The sequence below is a fragment of the Sphingopyxis sp. GW821-FHT02C12 genome (genome assembly GCF_059421785.1).
The window spans coordinates 2,450,798-2,471,757 of sequence record NZ_JBWKVQ010000001.1 but is presented as its reverse complement, the minus strand read 5'-3'; the positions used below and the strand labels follow the sequence as shown (position 1 = coordinate 2,471,757).

17 protein-coding genes, 1 tRNA gene and 1 pseudogene are annotated in these 20,960 nt (G+C 68.2%); all 19 read right to left on the bottom strand.

The window, feature by feature from the left end:
- Positions 1-37: 37 nt before the first annotated feature.
- The 19 genes and pseudogenes from AC07U1_RS11840 to AC07U1_RS11750 all read right to left on the bottom strand — a co-directional run bounded on the left by AC07U1_RS11840 (position 38) and on the right by AC07U1_RS11750 (position 20,929).
- Positions 38-113 (bottom strand) — tRNA-Phe (locus AC07U1_RS11840).
- 96 nt (positions 114-209) lie between these two features.
- Positions 210-404, bottom strand: coding sequence for a DNA gyrase inhibitor YacG (locus tag AC07U1_RS11835; protein ID WP_495176377.1), 195 nt, complete (start codon positions 402-404; stop codon positions 210-212).
- Positions 394-1,377, bottom strand: a complete 984-nt coding sequence (locus tag AC07U1_RS11830; protein WP_495197703.1) for a ribonuclease — start codon at positions 1,375-1,377, stop codon at positions 394-396. Before AC07U1_RS11830 ends, AC07U1_RS11835 begins: the two co-directional genes overlap by 11 nt.
- Entirely contained in the window at positions 1,361-1,951 is a 591-nt protein-coding gene (locus tag AC07U1_RS11825) for a Maf family protein (RefSeq protein WP_495197702.1), read from the bottom strand. Before AC07U1_RS11825 ends, AC07U1_RS11830 begins: the two co-directional genes overlap by 17 nt.
- Positions 1,948-2,166 (bottom strand): translation initiation factor IF-1, encoded by a 219-nt coding sequence (infA, locus tag AC07U1_RS11820; RefSeq protein WP_010162480.1) that lies wholly within the window; start codon positions 2,164-2,166, stop codon positions 1,948-1,950. The genes AC07U1_RS11825 and infA overlap by 4 nt, the downstream gene beginning before the upstream one ends.
- Positions 2,167-2,239: 73 nt before the next feature.
- Positions 2,240-3,106, bottom strand: a complete 867-nt coding sequence (locus AC07U1_RS11815; protein ID WP_495176380.1) for a cupin-like domain-containing protein — start codon at positions 3,104-3,106, stop codon at positions 2,240-2,242.
- Entirely contained in the window at positions 3,103-4,308 is a 1,206-nt protein-coding gene (locus AC07U1_RS11810; RefSeq protein WP_495176381.1) for a GNAT family N-acetyltransferase, read from the bottom strand. The genes AC07U1_RS11815 and AC07U1_RS11810 overlap by 4 nt, the downstream gene beginning before the upstream one ends.
- 226 nt (positions 4,309-4,534) lie before the next feature.
- Positions 4,535-6,430 (bottom strand): XrtA/PEP-CTERM system amidotransferase, encoded by a 1,896-nt coding sequence (locus AC07U1_RS11805; RefSeq protein WP_495176382.1) that lies wholly within the window; start codon positions 6,428-6,430, stop codon positions 4,535-4,537.
- 13 nt (positions 6,431-6,443) lie between these two features.
- Positions 6,444-7,961 carry an exosortase A gene (gene xrtA / locus AC07U1_RS11800; protein WP_495176383.1) on the bottom strand — a complete coding sequence of 506 codons (1,518 nt, stop codon included), beginning with the start codon at positions 7,959-7,961 and terminating at the stop codon, positions 6,444-6,446.
- The gene (locus AC07U1_RS11795) at positions 7,958-9,163 is read right to left on the bottom strand and encodes a TIGR03087 family PEP-CTERM/XrtA system glycosyltransferase (protein WP_495176384.1); all 1,206 of its coding nucleotides are present in this window, start codon (positions 9,161-9,163) and stop codon (positions 7,958-7,960) included. The genes xrtA and AC07U1_RS11795 overlap by 4 nt, the downstream gene beginning before the upstream one ends.
- Positions 9,163-10,209: a FemAB family XrtA/PEP-CTERM system-associated protein gene (locus AC07U1_RS11790; RefSeq protein WP_495176385.1), complete on the bottom strand. Its 1,047-nt coding sequence runs from the start codon at positions 10,207-10,209 to the stop codon at positions 9,163-9,165. Before AC07U1_RS11790 ends, AC07U1_RS11795 begins: the two co-directional genes overlap by 1 nt.
- Positions 10,206-11,066: an XrtA system polysaccharide deacetylase gene (locus AC07U1_RS11785; protein WP_495176386.1), complete on the bottom strand. Its 861-nt coding sequence runs from the start codon at positions 11,064-11,066 to the stop codon at positions 10,206-10,208. Before AC07U1_RS11785 ends, AC07U1_RS11790 begins: the two co-directional genes overlap by 4 nt.
- Before the next feature lie 774 nt (positions 11,067-11,840).
- Positions 11,841-12,806, bottom strand: a pseudogene (locus tag AC07U1_RS11780) (XrtA/PEP-CTERM system-associated ATPase); the annotation flags it as partial.
- 13 nt (positions 12,807-12,819) lie between these two features.
- On the bottom strand, positions 12,820-14,547 hold the full coding sequence (locus tag AC07U1_RS11775) for a hypothetical protein (protein WP_495176387.1): 1,728 nt from the start codon (positions 14,545-14,547) through the stop codon (positions 12,820-12,822).
- Between the two features lie 2 nt (positions 14,548-14,549).
- On the bottom strand, positions 14,550-15,584 hold the full coding sequence (locus AC07U1_RS11770) for a P-loop NTPase family protein (RefSeq protein WP_495176388.1): 1,035 nt from the start codon (positions 15,582-15,584) through the stop codon (positions 14,550-14,552).
- Positions 15,585-15,598: 14 nt separating this feature from the next.
- Positions 15,599-17,146 (bottom strand): XrtA system polysaccharide chain length determinant, encoded by a 1,548-nt coding sequence (locus tag AC07U1_RS11765; RefSeq protein WP_495176389.1) that lies wholly within the window; start codon positions 17,144-17,146, stop codon positions 15,599-15,601.
- A gap of 52 nt (positions 17,147-17,198) precedes the next feature.
- On the bottom strand, positions 17,199-17,858 hold the full coding sequence (locus AC07U1_RS11760; RefSeq protein ID WP_056346818.1) for an XrtA/PEP-CTERM system exopolysaccharide export protein: 660 nt from the start codon (positions 17,856-17,858) through the stop codon (positions 17,199-17,201).
- 321 nt (positions 17,859-18,179) lie between these two features.
- Positions 18,180-19,409 (bottom strand): pyridoxal-dependent decarboxylase, exosortase A system-associated, encoded by a 1,230-nt coding sequence (locus tag AC07U1_RS11755; RefSeq protein ID WP_187140312.1) that lies wholly within the window; start codon positions 19,407-19,409, stop codon positions 18,180-18,182.
- Positions 19,406-20,929 (bottom strand): acyl-CoA ligase (AMP-forming), exosortase A system-associated, encoded by a 1,524-nt coding sequence (locus AC07U1_RS11750; protein WP_495176390.1) that lies wholly within the window; start codon positions 20,927-20,929, stop codon positions 19,406-19,408. Before AC07U1_RS11750 ends, AC07U1_RS11755 begins: the two co-directional genes overlap by 4 nt.
- Positions 20,930-20,960 lie beyond the last annotated feature (31 nt).

The following is a 20,960-nucleotide window of genomic DNA, read 5'->3' as shown; positions in this document are numbered from 1 at the left end:
CGAGACCGTCCGGCTGAGGTCATAAGGATGGGAAAAGTGGTGCCCGGGGACGGATTCGAACCGCCGACACTGCGATTTTCAGTCGCATGCTCTACCAACTGAGCTACCCGGGCACGGGCCTCGCGAAGCCGACCGGCCCGCTGGCGAGCGGCGGCTATAGGCAGGGTCTCGCATCCTGTCCAGCACCTTTGTTGCGCCGTTACGACCGGCTATTCGTCGGTGAAATTATCCTCGTCGGCGGTGCCGTCGGCGGGCTGGTCGACGGGCACGCGATAGCCCTCGCCGAACCAGTTGAGCAAGTCGCGGTCGCGGCAGCCGCGGCTGCAGAAAGGCTTGAATTCGTCGGCACGCGGCTGGCCGCATAGCGGACAGGTACGCGGTCTGGCGGCGGGTTTACTGGGCATGGCCCGATCCTTTGATGGCGGCATCGGCGATGAGTTCGACCGGGCGTCCGGTGCGTGTCTGCAGCATATGGGTCCACGCAGGGTGCGCCGCAATATGGTCGGCAACCGCCGGGCGCACGGTCAGGCGCAACACCCCCGTCCCCGCCGCGCGCTCGGCCTGCCGCAGCAGCAGCGCCGCGTCGGTCGCGGTCGCATCGAACCGCACCTGCTCGATCAGCGACGGCCGCTCGCGGCGGCGGATGATCTGCAGCAAGCCGAACCCGTTGGTTGCGGTGCGTTCGAAAGGCTGTGGCAGGATTTCGTCGATGAGCGCGTCGACGGCCAGCCGTTCGGCGCGGGTGCGAAGTGACGGAAAGTCGATTCCGATCGACCCGCCGACATCGCAGCAACGGATGACATGGGCCGCCGCCGCTGCCCCCGCCTTCGCGAGCGCCAGGGCGTCACCTTCGCCGTCGATATCGATCAGCGTCATCGCGGGCGTCGTATCGACCCACAGCGCGCCACCGGCAAAGGGCCAATGGCCGGCGCGGACATGGTCGATCACCTCGGACCACCCGGCCTCTTCAAGGCGGTCGAGGCCTGTCGGGTGCAAGTCGACCACCGGAAATTCCGTCGCGGCGATGCGCGTGCGAAGATCGGGTCCCGCGACCGGCGAACTGCCCTCGGTCGCCAGCCGAACGCGGGCGGGCTTGTCGCGTCCGCGTTCGCGTAGCGCCATGCGCGTGATTTCGACGATGAGCCTCGTACCGAGCGAGATGGGGGATGGCAGCGCCGCGATCGTCGCGAGGGGTTGGCCCGGCACATCGAGCATGACCTTGCCCGATTCGACCAGCCGGGCGGAAACAATCGCTCCGACGAGGGGAGCTTCATCGTCGCGTTCGATGCGGGCCTCGACGATTGCACCGTCCTCGACCAGCGCGGCGCGCGCCTCGCCGATCCCGGCTTCGTACAGCCACTCAGCCAAGCGGCACACCCGCGCTGCTCAGCAGACCGCGCGTCTCGAACAGCGGCAGGCCGACGACGTTCGAATGGCTGCCCGACAGGAGGCGGACGAAGCTTTCGGCCCGGCCCTGGATCGCATAGCCGCCCGCCTTGCCCATCCCTTCCCCACATTCGACATACCAGTCGATCTCGGCGGCGCTCAGCACCTTGAAGGCGACGATGGTGTCGGCGACGCGGACGCGCGGCTTGCCGTCGGCGCCGACGACGCAGACGCCCGACCAGACATGGTGCCGCCGTCCCGACAGCAGGCCGAGCATGCGACGCAAATCGGCCTCGTCGACCGGCTTTTCGAGGATGCGGCGTCCGACCGCGACGGTGGTGTCGCCGGCGAGCACCACCTCGTTCGGCGCGCGTTCGACCGCAAGCGCCTTGCCTTCGGCGAGCCGCGCGACATAGGCGCGCGGCAGTTCGCCCTTCAGCGGCGTTTCATCGATTTCGGGGGCTGCGACGCGCGTCGGGGTCAGGCCGATGCGCGCGAGCAATTCGAGCCGGCGCGGCGACGTCGAGGCCAGCACCAGCGCAGGAGCATCCACCGCCCCGCTCACTTGAAGCGATAGGTGATCCGACCCTTGGTCAGGTCATAGGGGGTCAGTTCGACGAGAACCTCGTCACCGACGAGCACGCGGATGCGATTTTTGCGCATCTTGCCGGCCGTGTGGCCGAGAATCTCGTGATCGTTTTCCAGTTTGACGCGAAACATCGCGTTGGGAAGCAGTTCGACCACCTGGCCGCGCATTTCCAGAAGTTCTTCTTTCGCCATCAATCCTCAAGGGTCTCGAACAAATTGGGATGCGCGCCCATAGCCGCAAAAGGCGGCGATGGAAAGCCATCTGTCAGTGGACAAGCCGCAGCTTCCGCGCGAGCCGCCAGCCGACGGTCTTGGCCCAGGCGTAGCTCGGCCAGCGCGGCGGCATCGCGGGGTCGAGCCCCATGCGGCGCAGTGCGGCGTTGGCCGCATGGGCTTCGGATTCGCGATAGCTCCATTCGCTGCGCCAGGTGATCGACAGCGAGATCGACGGTGCGTCGCCATTGGCGACATAGTGCGGCGCCATGACGGGCATCAGAACCGCGTCGCCGGGCGCGAGCGGCACGGCTTTCTGCCCGCCCTCATAGCCTTCCTCCCACGGCAAATTGCGGTGGCCGCCGGTGTGATAACGCTCATGTTCGCGGCGATGCGCGAAGCGTTCGTCGCCGGCCGGCCAGACGTTCATCACCTTGGTCCCGCGCAGTTGCAGCAGGATATTATGCTCGGGATCGAAGTGGAACGGGGTGATCGACCCCGGCGACGAGATGAAGATAAACCCCTGCGGCGTCAGCATCGCGCCGGTGCGCGGCTGCACCACGGGTTCGAGTTCGCCGAGCAGCGCCATCAGCAGATCGCGATACGGCGCCTCACTCTCGATATTCTTGAGCACCGCCCAGCTGCCATTGCTGTCGATGGTGCGGATCGTCTCGCCGATCGACAGGCCGTTGGCGGGAATATCTTCGGGCAATATGCCGATCGGCACGTCGCCCGGATTATATTCGACCTGCCCGGCGGGCAGGCCTTCGCCGAGCCGCGCCAGCGCTTCGAGCGACAAGAGCGGATGGTCGGGCAGCCGGTGATGCAGCAATCCGGCCTGTTGCGGATAAAGCCGTTCCATCGTTTCGAGCGTCTCGGGCGGAAAGACGCGGCTATCGATCTTTTGGTGCGCGGTCATGGCTGGTCCTGGTCTTCGGTCGTTTCGGCGGGTGCGGCATCGGTCCGTTTCAGCCGCCGCCATGCCTTTTCGGCCTTGGTGAGCAGCGAAAAGCGCAGCCGGTCGCCGGCGCCGCTCAGCGGCACATTGATCCAGACGAGCGCGCGGCGCTCGCGCCATACGCTGTCGATCATCGGATGGCCCGACGCGGCGCAACTGTCGACCCAGTCGATGCGATCGTCGTCCAGCAGGTCGAGGTTCGCCTGTTGCAGCAATACCCCGGGCGAAAAGCGCGCATAATCCTCATCGAACGCGGTCTTGAACGAAAAGCCGCCCGGCGGGCAGAGGAAGTTGACCAGCATCGCGAGCGGCCGGCCGTCGAGGTCGAGCGCACGCATGTCGAGCCGCCCGGCTTCCGCGGCCCCGGCGAGGATCGCGCGGAACCACGCCTCGGTCTCGCCATGGCTGGCGAGCGCCGATCCGGCGCGCCCCTTCCAGCCGCGCGCTTCGAGGTCGAGGAAGGCATCGACCCATGGTTCGACCGGTTCGCCCGCCGACCAGCGGCGAAAGGCGACCGCGCCCTGTTCGGCCAGCCGGTTCGCCTGCCGCCGATGTTCTTTGCGCTTTTTCGCGCGCACCGCGCCGTCCCAATAATCCTCGGGCGACAGGGCACTTTCGAGCAGCGCCCGCTCTTCGCGATGGACGATCTCAGCCTCGGCGCCGCGACCGCGAGCGACATCGACCAGCGCGCGGTGAAGCGGGCCGTCCTCGGTCAGTCGCGGCATATGGACCAGCGTCTTCGCCCAGCGCGCGGCGTCGCACCAGCCGAGCAGGATCGACCAGAACAGACTCTCGAACCCCGCGCGGACCAGCGGGGCGCCATGAAAATGATTGGGATGCGCCCAGCCGGTGACATGGCGAAACGGCAGGCGGCCATAATGGCTGGCGGGCGCCAGCGGCATGACGCCGATCACCGGCCCTTCGGCGCCGTCGCGGACCATGACGAGCCGCGTCAGCCGCTCGGGATCGAGCAGGTGCAGCGCCGACTGCAGGCACCAGCGTTCAGCAAAGGGGTTCGGCTCGCTCGCCTCGGCCGCAACCGCGTCCCACGCGGCCGCAAGCGCCGGAGACAGCGCCAGCGGATCGACGACGCGCACCGTCAGCGGCGTGGCGGCGGCGGGCGCGGGCATGCCGTCGGCGGGAAAGGCGGGATGAACCGTCATTGCGGCGAGGCTAGCAGCGAGGGGTTAAGATGAGGTGGCTGGAAGGATAAGCGGAGCGACCGGTTTCAGGCGGTAGAGGATAAGCTGCGCTATAGATCCCGTTTGTGTCGAGCGAAGTCGAGACACGCTTGGGGAGCGCCGGCCTTCGCGTGTCTCGACTTCGCTCGACACAAACGGAAATAGAGGATGGTCTAGAAATCATCCGCAAGCGGACCGTCGTCGCACCTCAAATCCCGAACAATTTCGCCAGCGACTTTTCCAGCATGAAGAATTGCCAAATCAGCCGCCCGTGATCGCGCCGTCCGCTCTGGTGCGCGGAGACGATGCGTTCGATCTCGGCCATGTCGAACCAGCCCGACCGCGCGAGGGTGGACGAGGTCGCAAGCGCCTTCGCCTGCTCGACCAGCGGGCCGCGAAACCAGTGCGATACCGGGGTCACGAACCCCATCTTGGGCCGATAGAGGATGTCGTGCGGCAGGTAACGCTCCATCGCCTGCTTCATGATCGCCTTGCCGGTGCCGCCCTTCACCCGCATCGACGCGGGCAGGCTCGCGGCGAATTCCACAAGGCGATAGTCGAGCAACGGCTCGCGCGCTTCGAGGCTCACCGCCATGCTCATCCGGTCGGTCTTGGTCAATATGTCGCCGGGCAGCCAGATTTTCAGATCGGCATATTGCGCACGATCGAGCGGTTCGCGCGCCGGCGCGTCGGCCATCGCCTGCCAATAACGCGCCTCGGCGACATGATCGCCGAGCGCGTTTTTCGCCGCATCGTTGAACAGCCGCGCGCGCTGGTCGGGGCCGGTCACCCCGACCGCCTCGCCATAGCCTTCGGCGCCGCTCTTCGACAAGCTGGCGAGCGTCGCGCGCGCGCGCAGCGGGCGCGGCGCCCAGTCCATCTGCGGCCAGACCTTCGCCAGCGGCCCGAGCAGATTGCGGCGCAGCACCCCGGGGATCAGCCCGCGCAGCCGTTCCTCCTGATGCTGGAACACCAGCCGGCGATAGCCCGCGAACGCCTCGTCAGCGCCGTCGCCCGACAGCGCCACGGTGACCTCTTCGCGCGCGAGTTCGCAGACGCGATAGGTCGGCAGCGCGCTCGCGTCGGCGAAGGGCTCGTCGAACATGTCGGCGATCCGGTCGACAAGGTCGAAGTCGCTGGCCGCGACCGTCCGCGTGCGATGGTCGGTCGCGAAGCGCTCGGCGATTGCTTGCGCATAAGCCGTCTCGTCGAGCGCCGCCTGGTCGAAGCCGATCGTGCAGGTTTTGACCGCCTTGCTGCTCGCCTCCGCCATCAAGGCCACCACCGCGCTGCTGTCGACCCCGCCCGACAGGAAAGCGCCGAGCGGCACGTCGGATACCATGCGGTCGGTCACCGCAGCGCGCATCAGGTGCGTCAGATGCTCGGCCGCCTCGCCCTCGCTGGCGCGGATACGCTTCGAAAAGTCGGGCGCCCACCAGCAGGTCGGCGGCGGCACCGGCTTGCCGCGTTCGAGCAGCAGATAATGGCCGGCGGGCAATTTCTGCACCCCCGCGACGATACAATTGTCGTCGGGGACGTAACCAAACGCGAGGAAGTCCTCGACCGCCGCGATATTCGCCTCCTGCCGCAGCAGCGGGTGCCGCAGCAGCCCCTTGAGCTCGGACGCGAAGGCGAGCGACCCGTCGGACAGCCGCGCATGGTGCAGCGGCTTCACCCCCAGCCGGTCGCGCGCGAGGAACAGGCAACCCCGCTGATGGTCGTGGAGCGCGAAGGCGAACATGCCGTTGAGCCGCGACAGGCATTCGACGCCCCATTGGCGCCAGGCCGCGATGATCACCTCCGTGTCGCCGCTGGTGCGGAAACGGTGGCCGCGCTCCTCCAACTCGGCGCGCAGCTCGCGGAAATTATAGATCTCGCCGTTATAGGTCAGCGTCACCGCCTCGTCGTCGCTCGCCATCGGCTGCGGGCTGCCGGCGATGTCGATGATCGAGAGGCGGAGATGGCCGAGACCGACGCCCGGCGCGGTCCACACACCGGTGCCGTCGGGGCCGCGATGCGCCATCGGATGGAGCATCGCGCGCAGCCGCGCCGGGTCGACCGGCTTTGCCGTGTCCAGATGATAAAGGCCCGCGATCCCACACATATTCGGCGAGGCTCTAGCGCAGTTTCAGCGCGCGGTCAGCCATCGCCTGCGCTCCGCCCGACGCGGAAACGAAATCGGTGATCGCAGATACGCCGCCCTGCCGCTCCTCGCTCGACACGATCAGCGACAGCGCGCGCGGGTCGCCGCCGAGCAGACGCGCCTTGAGACCGGCGAGCTTCGCGGCGCGGGGGTTGCCGGTGACCGCGCCGTCGACGAAATAGAAGGTCGCGGCGTCGCGCAGCACCGGACCGGGGTGCAGCACCCGTTCGGTCTTGCCGCCGTCGATCGCGGGCAGCGCCGCGCTCCACGCCCATTGGCTGTCGGGGTCGATCGCGCCCTGCCCGAAGGCGACGACCTCGCGCCCCTCGTCCTGCCGTTCGTAGCCGCCTAGTCCGACCGCGACGCGGCGCCCCTTGCCATCGATGAAATGGCGGAGCCAGAGCTGGTCGGCACCGGCGAAACGCGGCGCCCAGACGGTGCCTTCGCCGATCGTCTCGGTCCAGCCGGCGGGGACGGCGATCTCCATCTTGTCAGGCAGCGGCGCCGAGCGCGCACCGATGAGCGCCGCCCAACCGGCGAACAGCAACGGCACCGCCAGCGCAGCGGGCAGCACGGCCTTCGCAGCGCCCGCAAAGCGCGGCGCGCCCTGAAGCCCCGACACATCGACCGCGACGTCGTTCGCCGGGCGGTCGAACCAGCGGCGCGCGACGAGCATCACGATCAGGATGACGAGTCCGAAGAAGATCCAGCCATAAAAGATATGATCGATCCCGCCCGCCGCCTCGATCCCCCAGATTTCGGCGGCGACCATCGTGCCCCAGGCGCGCAGCGCGTTGGCGAGGATCGTCGTCGCGAGCGCGCCGACGACAAAGACGATGCGCCGGGCCCAGCTTTTGAAACAGAGATGCGCGGCAAAGGTCGAGTAAGCGAACATCGCGATCAGGAAACTGATCCCCGAACATTCCTCGGCGACCTCGAAGAAACCGGCGCGGGTGGTGATGAACACCCCCTCCATATGCGCGTCGAGCCCGATCAGATGGAGCAGCACGATGCTGATATGTGCGGTGAGCGTCTGGAGCAAAGGCACCAACTCCTCGCCAAACGGCACGAGGAGCAGCGCGTAGGCGAGCGGGAAGAGCAGCCCGCGCACCAGCTTCTCGCCCAGCGTCGCCGCGACCGCGCCCTGCAGCATCAGCACCAGCCCGAGCTGGCGGAACAGCCCGACGCCCGCCGCTTCGCCGACGAGCCACACCAGCCCCCCACCCGCCATCCAGATCAGCGCCGGCCACCAAAAGACCGGGGTCAGCGGGCGCAGCAGCGCGGCGCGCTGCGACACCAGCCAGCCGATCATCGGCACCATCAGCAGACAGTGGGTGAAGGTCGAGCTGTGCCACCAGATGCCCGCCATATCGGCGGCGTCGCGGTGAAAGAGCGCAACGATCGCCGCCGACAGCCCGGTCAGCGCGGCCAGATGCGCTTGCCAGCGCGTCCAGCTTTTCGGACGAACGAGGTTCGCCGCCCCCGCGATCATGCCGCGAGCCCCAGCAATTGCCCGAGCGGCGCGAGGCGGGCATCCCAGCCGTAGCGCGCGATCATCCGTTTGCGGGCGGCTTGCCCCATCGCCCGCGCGCGATCGCGGTCGTCGAAAAGCGAACACACCGCGGCCGACATGGCATCAGCCCCGTCGGCAACGAGCAGATGATCGCCGGGCGTCGCATCGATGCCCTCGGCGGCGGCGGCACTCGCGACCACCGGCCGCGCCATCGCCATCGCCTCGAGCAGCTTGTTCTGGATGCCGCGCGCGAGCAGCAACGGCGCGACCACCGCGTCGGCGGCGGCGAGCCAGGGGCGCACGTCGGGCACCTCGCCGGTGACGGCCACACCGGGCAGGTCGGCGAGCGCGCGCACCTCGTCGGTCGGCGCACGGCCGACGATCGCGAAGCGCGCCGCCGGATGGCACCGGCGGATCAGCGGCAATATGTCGGTGGCAAACCAGCGCACCGCATCGATATTCGGCCGATAGTCCATCTGGCCGGTGAACACCGCGAGCGGGCCTTCGCCCTGCCCGACCGGATCATGCGGCAAGGACGGATCGAATGTGTCGGTGTCGATGCCATTCTCGACCGCGCGGACCCTGTCCTCATCAAGGCCGCTGCGACCGCGAAACAGCGCGGCTTCGGCGGTGCTGACGAACAGGCTGGCGTCGACACGGCCCGCGACTTCGGCCTCATAGGCGCCAAGCCGGTCGGCCTCGCGCGCATGGACCCAGTGCAGCGGCTGGCGCTTGTCCTGCGCGGCGTAGGTGGCGAATTTGGCCGAATCGACGTCGACGAAGTCCATCAGCACCGGGCCGGCGAAATCGGCGGGCAGATATTGCGCCATCTGGCCCGAGAAGGCGACGATATGGCTGATCTCGCCGTGGCGGATCAGGCCGCCAACATGGCGCGCCAGCGCGGCGTTCCGGAAGAGCCGGTTCGACACCGGCTCGCCGCGCAGCACCGCCTGCGCCAGCGCGAGCGGGCGCGAGACCTTGCGCACCTCGATGGCAAGGCTCGCGCAGAGCGGCGCCATCTTGCGGCGCGCGACCTCGGCCTCGGCTTCATTGTCGGCGAGCGCGGCGACATGGACGGGCGCGAGCTTCGCCAGCGCCTCGAACATATGCCAGCTGCGGATGCGATCGCCGCGGTCGGGGGGCCAGGGCGCGCGGTGGACGAGGAACAGGATTTCGGCCATCAACCCAGCCCGCGCGCGATCAGCGGTCCGATGCGGTTGGCGGCCCAGAGCGGGAGTTTTTTCCACAGGTCGACCTGCAGGCGGTATTTGGCGCTGGTCGGGTTGGTGTCGCGCGGGGTCTCACCCTCGGCGAGCCAGCGCGCGTAGGTCAGTGCTTCGGGCTCGAAGCCCCAATTCTTCTTGTAGCTGTATGGCCCGGTTCCAAGTTTCGAGCGGCCGAAGTCGAAGCGGGTGCAACCCCGGGAACGCGCGTGGTTCATCAGCGCGAAGTACATCATTTCATTGGCGCGTGAGCCGCGCGCGGAGGCGAGGCCGCCGCCCCAATAGGGCATGACGGTGCCGCGCCAATAGAGGCTGAGGACGCCGGCCACAACTTCACGATCGTTGCGCACATTGAGGATGTCGGCGTCGGATCCGAATGCGTCAAGAACATGTGAAAACAAGGACTTGGGGAACACAGGCGTGCCAAGGTTGCGGACGCTGGTGGCGTAGACGCGGTAGTGGTCGGCGCGGTGGGCTTCGTCGGTGCCGACGGTGACCTTCAGATCGCTCCCAAGCGCCTTGCGAACCTCGGCGCGTTGCTTGCGGGGGATAGCGAGGAGTTCGGCCTCTTCGTCGCTGGCAAGGTCCCGCGCGAAGCCGGCGTAGACACCCTCCTCGATAGGCCATCCCTCTGGCAACGAACCACCCCGCAATTCGATCGACGGGACGCCGAGCGAGCCGGCGAGGTCGATCGCAGCGTCGGCCAATACCGCAGCGATGTCGGCATTGTCGGCGAGCAGGCCGCCGCCAACCGCAAAGCCGCTGGCGACAAGCGCCTGCCCGAACAGCGGCGAGCGGACATGGTGCAGCGGCAGGATGCCCACGATCTGCCCCGCCGCATCGCGCTGCGCGATCAGATGATGCTTGTGCCCCGTCGCCCTCGTGATCGCCTCGCACCAGGCGCGGGTGTGAAAGGGCGTCGCGTCGGGGTGCGCGGCGACATAGGCGTCCCACGCCGCGTCGTCGGAGAGCGGCGCGGCGACCGGATGCAGCGGCGCGTTCATGCCGCCTGCTGCCACGGCACCGCGCGGCCCTGTTGCGCGGGCAGCAAAGCGTCGGCGCGCGTCCATTCAAAATCGTCGAGCAGTTTCTTGAGCTTGCCCGCCATCGCCGAGAGACCGCTGTAATGGCGGATCTTCGATTTCAGCGGCGCATCGGCGACGCGCGGCTGGCCGGGGTCGATCTCCCACGGGTGGAAATAGAGGATAGCGGGATGCCCTTCGGCGTTCATGCGCGCGATCGCCCAGCGGGTGAAGCCATAGGGAAGCAGGCGCATGAAGCCGCCCCCCCCGGCCGCAAGCGTGCGCCCGGCGAAGCGCGCGGTGGTCACCGGCCATTCGACCAGGTCGCTGCCCGCGACCGGGCGCCAGGCGTGGCGCGGGCTGGCGGGCCAGCCATAATGGTCGTGGACCACCGGCGCGACGCTCGACGAATAGGCATAGCCCTGTTCGGCAAGGATCGGATGCGCCCATGGGGTGCGCTGGTCGACCGAGAAACTTGGCGCGCGATAGCCGCGCACGGGGACGCCGCCGAGATCCTCGAGGATCGCCTGCGTTTTCTTCAGGTCGGTGGCAAAAGCGTCGGGGGTCATCGCGAACACGCGCTGGTGGTCGTACCCATGGCTCGCGAGTTCGTGTCCCGCATCGACGATGCGTTTGATCAGCGCCGGATAGCGCTCGGCGACCCAGCCCAATGTGAAGAAGGTACCGCTGACCCCGGCCTCGGCGAAGAGTTGCAGCACCGCGTCGCAATTCGCCTCGACCCGGCATTCGAGCGCCGGCCAGTCGGCGCGGTCGATCACGCGCTCAAAGGCGCCGACCTGGAACCAGTCCTCGACATCGACCGACAGGCCGTTCTGCATGATCCCTCACCTTCATCGATCCGGCAGCTAGCCGCGACCGGGACGCCGTCAGGCGGCCCAGGTCTGCGTCAGCGTCGGATCGGGCGCATTCGCCGGATCGCGTTCGACCCAATCGATCAACAAATCAAGCACACGGCGCAGCGCCACATCCTGCTCGGCGATCCGCGCCTCCAGCCCGGCGAGCTGGCGCTGGAGCGCGACCAGTTGCGCCTCGTCGACCAATGCGGCCGCCGGGGCGTCGACCGATGCCTCGGCTTCGACCGGTTCGGGTGCGATCGCTTCGGGTTCGGCGAAGGCCGCGCTCGGTTCGGATGCTTCTTTTTCCTGCTCGACCGCGGCTTCGACGGGGTCGGGGGCAATGGCGAAACGCCGCGCTTCGGCAACGGGTTCGACTTCGGCGGCCGCCGCGGGCGCGAGGCCAAGCTGTTCGGCGACGAGCGAGCGGGCTTCGACGAAGCTCGTCGCGGCGTGCGACGGCGGCAGGATGTCGACCTCTTCGAGCGCGGCGCGCATCGACAGGCGTTCGAGGCCCATGGCGGGGGCTTCTTCGTCCGGGGCGGCGAAGGGCGGCGGCGGCGCTTCGACGCTTTCGGCTTCGACGACCGGTTCGGCGACGGCGGCGGCAGCCGGCCATTCGAGCGGGGCTTCGACCTCGGCGACCGGGGCGGCAAAGGGCGCGGGTTCGGCTTCTGCTTCGGGTTCGACGAAGGCCTCGACCAGTTCGAACGGCGCCTCTTCGGGCTCCGCGGGTTCGGGTGCGGCGGCCACCACGGGCGCGGGTTCGGGCCACACCGGTTCGGGTTTCGGCGCCGGGGCGGCCATCGCCGCGAGCGACGCCACCGGCGCCGGTGCGAAGGCGGCGGGTGCGGGTGCGGCAAAAGCCGGTTCGACCGGCGCGGGCGGCACCAGCGTCTTCGCATCGATGCCGCGATCGGCCTCGATCTCGGCGACGACGTCGCGGACATGCTGGGCGGTGATGCGATGCTGTTGCTCGACCGCGCCGAACAGCAACAGGCGGCTGACCAGCACGTTCAGCTTGCGCGGCACGCCTTCGCTGTAATCGAAGATTTCCTCGAAGGCGTCGGGGCTGAAGCTGGGGTTGCCGGTCCAGCCGACCTTACCGAGGCGGTGGAGGATATAGGGTTCGACCTCTTCGGGCTCCATCGGGTCCAGATGATGCGTCGCGATCACCCGCTGGCGCAGCTGTTCGAGCTGCGGCGAGTGGAACAAAGTCTGGCGGAATTCGGGCTGGCCGAGCAGGAATATCTGCAGCAGCGAATGGCCGCCGAGCTGGAAGTTCGACAACATGCGCAATTCTTCAAGCGCCGAGATCGCGAGATTCTGGCCCTCGTCGACGATCAGCAACGTGCGGCGGCCGGCGCGCGCCTGTTCGCGCAGATATTGTTCCATCGAACGCAGCAGTTCGGCCTTGCTCTCGCCTTCCCAGTCGAGCCCGAATTGTTCGGCGACGAGGCGCAGCAGGTCGTCGCCCTCGACCTGCGTCGACACCAGCTTGACCGCGGTCAGGCGGTTGGGGTCGATCGTGTTCATCAGATGGCCGACGAGCGTCGTCTTGCCCGCGCCGACGTCGCCGGTGATCACGATGAAGCCTTCACCCTGCGCCAGCCCATAGCCGAGATAGGACATCGCCTTGCGGTGGGTGCCGCTCTCGAAATAGAAATTCGGGTCCGGCGTCAGCTGGAAAGGACGTCCCGTAAAGCCGTAATATTGATCGTACATATTATCTTCCCCGTTACCGGAAATTGTAGCGCAGACCGAACAGCGCCGATGCCACGAGCTGGCTGTTGAAACCGTCCTGGTCGAAGCCGGTGAGGCTGGCCGCCGCGCTGCCGGTCAGCCCGCGCCAGAAGCGCTGCGAATAGACCGCCGACGCGCCATAGGATTGCACGTCGGTTGCCCCCGGCGAGCCATTGTCGAAATAATTGTAGAAGCCGCTGAACGACAGGTCGGCATCGCGGCCGAGCTGGCGCCCGATCGACGCGAAGAGATAATAATTCTCGTCGGTCACCCCGTTGAGGTCGGCAATCTGCGACAGCGCGGGCACGAGCAGGCGGCGGCGATCGTAACCGGCACCAAAGCCATAGCTCCACGCCCCGGCGCGGCTGGTGAAGATACCCTGGATGCCGCGGCTGCGGAACTGCGCGCCGGTCGCGTTCGACAGCGCGTTGTTGAGACAGCCGCCGCCCTGCGCACCGAACTGGCAGCTGTTGATATCGCCGTCGATCGGGTTGCGGGTCGGGTCGAACTGGGTCGGCAGGCCGGCGAGGCCAGCGGAAAGCCCGCGCCCGAAGCTGGAGATGCCGTCATAGACGCCGACCTGGATCTGCGTCGCATGGCCCGGGCGGTAATAGAAGCTGCCGGTATAGATGGTGTCGCCATAGCGGCGCCCGACCTTCGCGGTCAGCGAGGTGCGGCGGCTGGGCTGCCACATCACGCCCGCGTCCCAGATCAGCCCGTCGGTGTCGAACGACAGCTGGCGCGGGCTCGACTTGTCGGTGACGAAGCGCCCGTTCGCGTCGCGGACCGGCACGCCGTTCGCGTCGACGACGGGGTTGCGTTCGCTGATCTCGATATCTTCATAGCCGACGCCGCCGAGCAGCGCGACGGTCGGCCCGATCGGCACCGTCACGTCGGCGCGGGCGAACTTGCCCTCGAACCGCTGGTCGAGCTGGGTCGCATCCTCGCGCTCGTAACCGCCCGACACCTGCCAGCCGAACGGCAGGTCGCCCGGCCGCTGGCCGACGCTGCCCCACGCGACATGGTTGGTCGAGCTGTCGAAAATATCCTGGCTGGTCGCACCCGGCGGCAGCACTGCGGGGGTGTCGACCTCGACCTTGTTATAGCCGAAGCGATAACCGGCACCGACGTCGAGTCCGCCGATGCGGCGCGCGAAGGTCGGGCCGGCATAGATCGAATAGACGTCGGCGGAGTTCGACCCATTGCCGACGAAAATCGGATTGTCGGCGCCCTGCCCGTCGGCACGGGTGCGCGTCGCGAGCGCTCCCGCCTCGACATTCAGCCCGCGCGCCAGTTCGTAACGGCCGCGCAGCAGCCCGCTGATCGTGTCCGAATCGCCGAGGCCGCCCGATTCGCCGATGCGATATTCGTAGCGCAGCGTCGCCGCGACTTCGGCGCGGCGCGTCGCGATGACCGCGTCGACCCCGGCGGCGAGCGTCGTGTAGGTGAGCACATCGCCATTATTTTTGAGATCGGCCTGCAGCACCTGCCCGACTTCGAGATAGGGCGTAACTTCGACCGTGCGCTTGCTGCGCTTCTGGCCGCGCTCGTCGCGCTTGCCGGTGCCGCTTTCGGCCGAGGCCGGTGCCGACGACGCGGCGCCATCACCGCTGCCGCCTTCGGGACCCGAAAATTGCGCGTGCGCGCTGGTCGCGGTGCCCGCGAGCAGCAAGGCAACCGCCGTCATGACGCCATGGCGCGCGTGGGGGAGAGTGGTGCGCATGGTCAGGCGCCTCCTTGTCCATAATAGGTGCCGAAGCGGCGACCGCCCGGCGAATATTTGACCCCGTTGAGGAGCAGCTGGATGTGCGGGCAGGCGCCCATCAGCCCGATCGCGTCGCGCAGCGCGCTTTCGAGCGTCGTATCGGCGCGCACCACCATGATCAGCTGGCCGACATGGCCGGCGAGCACCGCGGCGGGCGACGCCGCGAGCACCGGCGGCGAATCGAGGATGATGATCCGGCCCGGCGCGCCCGCTTCGAGCTGGGCGAGCAAGGTTTCGGTGCGCGCCGAGGCGAGCAATTCGGTGTCGTGCATATGCGCGGTGCCCGCGGGCATGACCTTCAGCCCCGGAATATCGGTCTGGATCAGGCAATCGCCGAGCGGCAGGTGCGGGTCGGCGAGCGCGTCCATCAGCCCGGGACCATCCTCCAGCCCGAGCGCGTTCAGCACGCTGGGCTTGGCGATGTCGGCGTCGATCAGCAGCACGTCATGGTCGGTTTCGACCGCGAGGCTGAGCGCGAGGTTGACCGCCGAGAAGGTCTTGCCCTCGCCCGGATTGGCCGAGCCGATCAGCACGCGGTGGCCGCGCGGCAACACCGGACGGCTGCCGCTGCCCGCAAAGTTGCGGATCAGTTCGCGCTTCACGATGCGATATTCTTCGGAAATGCCGCTGACCGCCGCCCCCGGCACGATCATCCCGCTGGCGGCGAGCCGTTCGCGATCGATCGTTCCCTGACGCGTCGGCACGACGGCGGGCGCCGCCCTGGCAATATCCTTGCGCGGCGACGGTTTCGGCGCCGCCTCGACCGCGGGGGCCGCCTCGACGACGGGGTCGAGGATTTCGGCCTCGGGCGCATGGGGGGGCGTCGCCGGTGCTTCGGGCTCGGCCTTTTTCTTCGCCTTGCCCTTGCGGACCGGCTCTTCGGGCAGGCCCGAGACGTCGATCGTCGGTGCGCCGGCGGCGGGATCGGTGCCGAACATGTCGGCGGCGCGTTCGAGCAGCGAGGGCGTGCGCTTGATGGGGCGATGTTCGTTCATTTTCTTGTCCCCCGTCACGCGACCATGCCACGCTGGACGAATTCGGCGACCAGCAGCAGGACGAACAGCGCCACCAGCGCGCCGCTGCCTCCCGCGAGCCAGACGAGTTTCTTCTTGCGGTCGGCGTGCCGTTCGGGCGTCACGACCTCGGTGATCGATCCGATGACCGGCAGGCCGCTGGCGCGTTCGAGCTTGGCCGCGGTCGCATAGCTGGTGCGCACCTGACCGAGGCCGAAGGCGACCCCGATGCCGCCGCCGATGCCCGCGAACAACACGAGGGTCAGGAACAGCGGCCGGTTCGGTGCCGCGGGCGAGGTCGGTTTCGTCGGCGGGTCGAGCAGTTCGACCTTGATCGCATCGGTTTCGGTCTGCACCTCGCCGCGCATGCGCACCTGTTCGCGCTGTGCCATCAGCCGGTCCGACTGCGCCTTGAGCGCGGTATATTCGCCGTTGATCCGTTCATATTCGGCGGCGACGCCGGGGTTCTGGATCTGCGCGGTGGTGATGCGGTTGATGTCGGCCGACAATTGCGCCTTGCGCGACGACAGCGCCGCGACGGTCGCCTGGCGTTCGGCGCGCATCGCCTGCAGCGTCGCATAGGCGGGATTCTGGGCGTTGCCGCCACCACCGGCGCCCGCGCCTTCGCGGTCGGCCATGGCCTTCAGCGAGGCGATCTGGCTTTTCAGCGCGATGACGTCGGGGTGCGCGTCGGTCAGCCCGCGCGCGCGCATCGACGACAGTTCGTTCTGCGCCCCGGCGAGCTGCTGGCGCGCGACACCGCCGCCGACGCCGCCCATGCCGGGGACGTTGATCGTCGCCGGGGTCGACGCCATCTGGCCGTTCGCCGCCGCGAGCGAGCCCTGGGCGGCGGCAAGCTGGGTTTCGATCTGGCCGAGTTCGGCGCGCGCGGCGTCGATGCGCTGGCCGGGCGAACCGGTGCCGCTGGAGATCAGGCCGATATTCTTCGCCTCAAAGGCGGCGCGGCGCGCCTCGACCTCGCCGAGCGCCTTTTCGCGGTCGGCGAGCTGGGCGTCGAGGAATTTCAGCCCCTCGCGCGCGGTCATCCGGCCGCCGCGCAGCTGTTCGTCGCGGAACACGGTGATCAGGCTGTCGAGGACGCCGCTCGCAAGCTTGGCATTGTCGGCGTCGGACAGGCTGCCGACTCCGATCGACGAGGTGATCTCGAAGATATTTTCCTGCTGCGGGATGACCTTGATATTCTTTTGCAGCATCGCGACCGCGCCGGCCTTTTCGCGCTCGCCGGCGCCGGCGGGGAGCATGCCGGTGGTCACCGCGACCTTCTCGAGGTTGCGCGCGCTGGTCAGCGTCTCGCGAATCTGGTCGATCTGGGCGCGGTCGGCATAGGGGCCGCTCTGGCTGTCGGCCGGAACGATCTCGTTGATGTCGACGAGCAGGCGGGCGCGCGAATCATAACGGTTGGGGATCGACGCGATCGCCAGCCAGCCAAGGATGCAGATGCCCCAGGCCACGGCCAGAACCAGCCAGCGGCGCGTCCAGACGCTGTGCAGCGCCACCCGGAATTCGTCGTAAAGGCCGTTCATTGTCTGGTTTCAGTCCTTGGCAGGTTTGAGGAGTCGGCCGCGCGGTGGCGCGTCAGAACATGCTTTCGGGGATGATGATCACGTCGCCCGGCTGGAGCCGGACGTTCGCCTTGATGTCGCCGCGCTTGACGAGGTCGTTGAGGCGCAGGCCATATTCATGCTGCTTGCCGCTGCCCTTGTCGTAACGGACAAGGCGCGCCTTGTTGCCCGCGGCATATTCGCCGAGGCCGCCGACCGCGATCATCGCGTCGAGCACGGTCATATTGGCGCGGAACGGGATCGACGCGGGCTTTTCGGTCGCGCCGACGACGCGCACCTGCTGCGAGAAAGTGCTGTTGAAGCTGGTGACGATGACGCTGACGATCGGGTCGGTGATATATTGGCTGAGCTGGAGCTTGAGGTCCTGCTGCAGCATCGTCGGGGTCTTGCCGACCGCGGGCATGTCGGTGATCAGCGGGGTGGTGATGCGGCCGTCGGGGCGGACCTGGACCTTGCCGCCCAGCTCGGGGTTGCGCCACACGAAGATCTGCAACTCGTCGAGCGGGCCGATGATATATTCCTCGCCGGGCCCTTCCTGATTCTGGACGAAGGTCGCGCTCGGCAGCTGCGGCGCGGCGGCGCCGCCGCCCATGCAGCCGGTCAGCGCGGTCGCGGCGATCCCGCACGCGAGGGCCACGCGCGCGGCGCGAAGGGCGGGGAAGGACGTCGTCATGGTATCACCTTTCCTGCGGCAGCGGCGTCGCCGCGAGCTAAATGCCCGGGGCGAAAGCCAATGCGTCAGGGTCAGCGATGACCGAAAAGGGTGAATATACCGTTAGTAGTCGGCTAGGTTTGCGCCGCGCTCGTCGCACTCTGTGCCGGTTCGGGACAGAAATGGCCATTCCGATCCTCCCCATCGCGTAGCGTTGGGGAGGTGGCAGCCCGCAGGGCTGACGAAGGGGTCGACGCCGTCAGGCGTCGGTGCAACCTTTCAACCCCTCCACCACCGCTTCGCGGCGGTCCCCCTCCCCAACGCTTCGCGATGGGGAGGATCTTAAACGAGCATCTCCCTTGCCGGACCCTGGCCGAGGAAAGCCGAGGGGCTGGCGGTCGCGCCATAAGCCCCCGCCTGGAAGATCGCCACAAGATCGCCAACCTCGCCGCGCGGCAGCGCGACCTGGTCGCCGAGGCGGTCGAGCGGCGTGCAGAGGCAGCCGACGACCGACACCGTCTCGACGGGCTCGGCGCCGAACTGGCTGGCGAGCGCGATCGGATAGTTGCGGCGGATCACGGTGCCGAAATTGCCACTCGCCGCGAGCTGGTGATGAAGGCCGCCGTCGGTGACGAGGAAAGTCTCGCCATGGCTGGTCTTGCGATCGACGATGCGGGTCAGATAGACCCCCGCCTCGGCGACGAGCCAGCGCCCGAGTTCCATCGCGAAGCGGCTGGCACCCAGCATCGGGTCGCGCGCCGCGAGCGTCGCGGCGAGCGCGTCGCCGACGGCCTTCGCATCGACCGCCTTATCGCCGGGGAAATAAGGCACCCCCATGCCGCCGCCGAGATTGACGAGCGGCGGCACCGCGCCGATCTCATTCGCGAGCCGCGCCGCGAGCGCGACGGTCTGCGCCTGCGTATCGGCGATAGCGCCGGCGTCAAGCGCCTGCGATCCGGCGAAAATATGGAAACCCTGCCAGTCGGCGCCGGCATCGAGCAGGCGCCCCACCAGCGCCGCGACCTCGGCGGCATCGACCCCGAAAGGCTTGGCGCCGCCGCCCATCTTCATGCCCGACCCCTTGAGGTCGAAGTCGGGGTTCACGCGCACGGCGAGTCGCGGGACGATGCCGAGCCGCGCCCCGATCGCGAGCGCGCGTTCGGCCTCGCCCGCCGATTCGAGATTGAGCGTCGCGCCCGCCTTGATCGCATATTCGAGTTCGGAGTCGCGCTTGCCCGGCCCCGCGAAGCTGATGTGCCCGCTCGCCATACCGCTGGTGCGCGCGGCCTTGAGCTCGCCGCCCGACGCGACGTCGAGTCCGTCGACCATCGCCGCCATATGGCCGAGCAGCGGGCCATAGGGGTTCGCCTTCATCGCATAATGAAGCTGCAATTCGGCGGGCATCGCGGCGCGCCATTCGGCGACGCGCGCGGTGAGCAGCTTGCTGTCATAGACGAACAGCGGGGTGTCGCCGGCATCCTCGGCGAGGTCGTCGGCGCGCTGGCCGCCGATCAGCAACATGCCGTCGGCATCGGCGGCGAAGCCGGGCGGGATCGGACCATGCGGTTTCATGCTGCCACCTTCCAGTCGGCGGCGATCGCGACGCGGTCGAGCTTGCCATTGGGGTTGCGCGGCAGTTCGGCGCGCCATTCGATCGCCTGCGGCTGCATGAAATTGGGCAGGTTCGCCTTGAGATAGGCGGCGAGACCGTCGGGATTGCCCTCCCCCTTGCCGCGCACGATCAGCACGATCGCCGCGCCGAGCCGGGCGTCGGGGACCCCGAACGCCACCGCCTCGTAAATCAGGCCCGAGGCGATCGCGACATCCTCGACCTCGGTCGGGCTGACGCGGTTGCCGGCGGTCTTGATCATCGCATCGTCGCGGCCGACGAAATAGAGCAGGCCATTGGCGTCGCGACGCACCGTGTCGCCCGACCACACCGCCATGCCGCCATAGTGCGACGCACGCGGCGCGGGTTTGAAGCGCAAGGCGGTGCGTTCGTCATCCCGCCAATAGCCCTGCGCGACGAGCGGCCCGCAATGGACGAGTTCGCCCGGCTCCTCGTCGGCGGTGATCGTGCCGTCGGCGCGGCACACCAAAATCTCGGCATGCGGGATCGCGCGGCCCATCGAGGTCGGGTGATCGGCGACCAGCTTTGGTGGCAAATAGGTCGATCGGAAGGCCTCGGTCAGCCCATACATCGGATAGACGTCGGCATTGGGGAAAGTCGCGCGCATCGCGTCGATCAGCGACGGGGTCAGCGCGCCGCCGCTGTTGGTCAGGCGCTTGAGATGCGCCGCGCTTTCGGCGGGCCATTCGCTTTCGACGAGCTGCACCCAGAGCGGCGGCACACCCGCCAGCGTCGTTGCGCCATGCCGCGCGACCGCCTTCACGACGTCGCGCGGGGTCAGGTAATCGAGCGGCGCGACGGCGGCGCCGGCGAACCAGCTCGAAAGCAGCTGGTTCTGACCATAATCGAAGCTCAGGGGCAGTAGCGCGAGCACGCGGTCGGCGGGCACGATCTCCAGATAGGACGCGACCGCCTCGGCCCCCAGCCACAGATTGGCATGGCTGAGCATCACCCCCTTGGGGCGCCCGGTCGAGCCGCTGGTATAGAGGATCGCCGCCAGATCGCCGGGCTCAGCGAGCGACGGGGGAAGCCCCTGCCCGCCCGAATCAATCACTTCCTCGGCGATCTTCAAATCCTGCACGACGCAATCGACCGGCAGGGCTTCGCCGAGCGTGTCGCTGCGCGCCGCATTGGTGACGAGCAGCTTCGCGCCGCTGTCCGCCAGGATATGCGCAACCTGCGGCGCCTTGAGCAGCGGATTGACCGGCACATGGATCAGCCCCGCCCGCGCCGCCGCGAGCGGCATCAGGCACGCGAGCCGCGTCTTCGCGCTCCAGCTGGCGACGCGTTCGCCGGGACCGCCAACCTGCTCGAGCAGCCACGCGGCGAGCCGGCCGACGCCGGCATCGAGGTCGGCGAACGTCGTGACCTTGTCGCCGATCAGCAACGCCGGCGCATCACCTGCGCCGCAAAGGGCGAGATGGTCGATCGGGCGCGACGAGGGGATCAGGGCTTCGGTCATCGGTTCTTTAGGACTGGGTGATAGAGCGCCA